Origin of the sequence: Paraburkholderia sp., from assembly GCF_034668105.1 — a bacterium.
In the GTDB taxonomy this organism is placed as follows: Bacteria; Pseudomonadota; Gammaproteobacteria; order Burkholderiales; family Burkholderiaceae; genus Paraburkholderia.
In genome coordinates this window covers 1-2991 of sequence record NZ_JAXDPY010000396.1, presented here as the reverse complement: position 1 = coordinate 2991, position 2991 = coordinate 1, and the positions used below count along the sequence as shown (strand labels likewise).

Sequence of the window (2991 nt, the reverse complement as noted above, 5' to 3'; positions counted from 1 at the left end):
CGAGGTGGTTTCAGCAGTCGGGTGATCGGTCATTCACAGTGTGAGCGTGGGTGGAAAGGTCAAGGCGCTATCAACACGAGATCAGATCAGGATCAAGGCGCGGCGGCGATTACCTGGGCAACCGCAGCCGTCAGCTTCTTGCCGTACGGCACGTGCAGGAACTCGTTGGGCCCGTGCGCATTCGACTTCGGCCCGAGCACACCGCACACCATGAACTGCGACTTCGGGAAGCCCGACTTCAGTACGTTCATCAACGGGATCGTGCCGCCCTGCCCCATGTAGGCGACGTCCGCGCCGTAATGCGCGCGCGACGCGTCATTGAGCGCCGTGGCGAGCCACGGTGCGAGATCGGGCGCGCTCCAGCCGCTCGCCGCGCCGGCGTCCGGCTTGAACGTTACCTTGGCGTTGTACGGCGGGTCGAGTTCGAGCAGCGCCTTCAGATCGGCGACGGCCTTTTCCGCTTCGATCAGCGGCGGCAGACGCAGCGACAGCTTGAACGCCGTGCGCGGACGCAGCACGTTGCCGGCGTCGGCGAGCGCGGGCAAGCCGGCCGCACCGGTCACCGACAGCGACGGACGCCATGTCGAGTTGAGCAAGGCCTCCTGCGGATCGGTGGTGGTGGGCAGCACCTGACGGCCGTCCTGGCCGCAAGCCCACGGCAGCTTCTTCCAGACGTCGTCGCCGAGAATCTGGGCGGTGGCTTCCGCTTCGCGCAGACGCTCCGCCGGGATCTGGACGTGGAACCCCTTCGGCAGCAGCGTGCCGTTGGCGGAATCTTCGAGACGGTCGAACAGTTGCCGCATGATGCGGAAACTCGACGGCGCAATCCCGCCGTAACCGCCCGAGTGAATCCCTTCGTCGAGCACCTGGACTTCGAGGTCGCCGGCAACCAGACCGCGCAGCGAGGTGGTGAGCCAGAGTTGATCGTAATTGCCCGCGCCCGAATCGAGACAGACGACGAGACCGACTTTGCCCAGCCGTTCGCGCAATGCGTCGACGTACGGCAGCAGATCGTAGCTGCCCGATTCCTCGCAGGTTTCGATCAGGCCGACACAGCGCGGGCGCTCGATGCCTTGCGCGTCCAGCGCGGCCAGTGCCGTGAGGCTCGCGTAAATCGCGTAGCCGTCGTCGGCTCCGCCGCGGCCGTACAGCTTGTCGTTTTCGAGCTTCGGCGTCCAGGGGCCGAGGTCGTTGCGCCAGCCGTCGAACTCAGGCTGCTTGTCGAGGTGGCCGTACAGCACGATGGTTTCCTCGCTACCCGAACGGGTCGCGGCCGTTTCGAAGAAAATCACCGGCGTGCGGCCCGGCAGACGAATCACTTCGAGCTTCAGGCCGCGCACCGGCTGCTGTTCGGCCCATTGGGCCGCGTCGGTGATCACGCGTTCGAGATAGCCGTGCTTGACCCACTCGGGATCGAATGCCGGGCTCTTGGCCGGCACGGCGATGTAGTCCGTGAGCGCGGGCACGATCTCGTCGTTCCATTTGCGGTCTACGAACTCGCGTAGCGTGTCCTGGTTGATGCGCTGCGTTTGCTGGGTCGTATCGTCGGAGATCATGGTGGCGGTCCGTGGCGGTTCTGTTCAGTCGAAACGTCCATGATAGTCCCGATGCGCGACGGGCTGAACCCCTTGCCGTGCATTCGGGGCCCAGGACGATGGTTGGCGCCGCATGGTGACGCGCGCCGGCGGAGGGTTGCTCTCTGCACGATTTCAAAGCGACGGCGCACACCGAACCTGCGCAAGGAAAACAATCGCGCGACAATCGCGGCATAGATCGCGTCCTGGGGAGCCGTACCATGACTGGCATCGTCGTACTTCAGGCCATCGCCGCGGTGTTCGCGCTGGCACTGTATTTTCTGCCGAGCATTCTCGCGGACCGGCGCAAGCGCCATGACGTGCTGACGCTGGCACTCTTCAATGCGTGTCTCGGCTGGACGGGTTTTGGCTGGCTGCTCGCGCTCTACTGGTCGCTGCAACCGAACCCGCCGAAGAACGTAGCCGGCGAAGTGGTAGAGACGCGAAAGATCGTGCAAATGCGAGCGTTTTCGTCAGCGCTTCTGGTGCGAGTGCAAAGACGTGCTACGGCGCGTGAGCGCGGGGAGAAGTAATCAGGCCGCGGGGCGGGCCGCAAATCGGGCCCCAAGTGGAACCGCAAATCAGGCGGCGCGGCCCATTCTGCCCCACAGCACCGAACCGGCGGGAATCGAGCGTGGCTCGGCCCGCACGCTGTCGTGCGCGAACATTTCGCGGCGCAACTCACCGTGTTCGTCGAACCATTCGCAAATCAGCCAATCCCCAGGATTGAGCGCTACCGGACCTGCGTAAGTCACGGTCATGCGCGAGCCGCCTTCCTTCAATGTGACGACGTCGCCGACATTGAAGCGTGTGGCTGGCGGGGTGTCGAATTCGTCAATGGTCGCGGTCAGCATATTCAATCCCCTACGGAACCCGTTGAACGGAATTAAGTTATCGCATCGTGCTTTGCAACATTGAACCGGCCGAAGGAAAACTCTGAAAAGTTTGCCAAGATTAACAATCGAAATTAACCACCGCAAGCGCTTTTTATTGATACCGTTTTCATCGACGATGGAATAAGTTTCCTTGCCGCGAGAGCGACGGGGAAAACCAGATACGCCGCGCGGAAGGGGCGCCGGAGCCCCGCCCAGAAGCCCTGTACGCAAGCAAAATTTACGGTGCCACGTTCAGCCGCCAGTAGAAAATGCGTTACGCATTTATCATACAAAAAGCTACCGCCGACAAAACCCGATCAGGGTTTATTCTGATCGCCGGTAAAACGGGATTACCTGTGAACGGAAAACTCATCGGTAAATACGCCTCTCCAAAACCGGTTTTGTTTAAAGTGCATAATAATTTTCGGCAGCGGCCGTTAAAAACAAGTCAATGAAAACGATTTCCAGGCCGTTATTTTTCAAACCGGCTGTGCAGCCCGGCGGAGTGCCAGTTGTTGATGCCGCACCAACAGCACACTCAA

General features: G+C 61.6%; 3 protein-coding genes. 1 reads left to right on the top strand and 2 read right to left on the bottom strand.

What is annotated here, in order from left to right:
* Nucleotides 1-92: 92 nt before the first annotated feature.
* Nucleotides 93-1556, bottom strand: coding sequence for a M20 family metallopeptidase (locus QOC89_RS17725; RefSeq protein WP_323046210.1), 1464 nt, complete (start codon nt 1554-1556; stop codon nt 93-95).
* Between the two features lie 239 nt (nt 1557-1795).
* Between QOC89_RS17725 and QOC89_RS17720 the strand changes: the two genes are divergently transcribed.
* Nucleotides 1796-2107 (top strand): superinfection immunity protein, encoded by a 312-nt coding sequence (locus QOC89_RS17720; RefSeq protein WP_323046209.1) that lies wholly within the window; start codon nt 1796-1798, stop codon nt 2105-2107.
* A gap of 48 nt (nt 2108-2155) precedes the next feature.
* On the opposite strand, the gene QOC89_RS17715 is transcribed toward QOC89_RS17720, so the two are convergent.
* The gene (locus QOC89_RS17715; RefSeq protein WP_323046208.1) at nt 2156-2428 is read right to left on the bottom strand and encodes a YodC family protein; all 273 of its coding nucleotides are present in this window, start codon (nt 2426-2428) and stop codon (nt 2156-2158) included.
* Between the last annotated feature and the right edge of the window lie 563 nt (nt 2429-2991).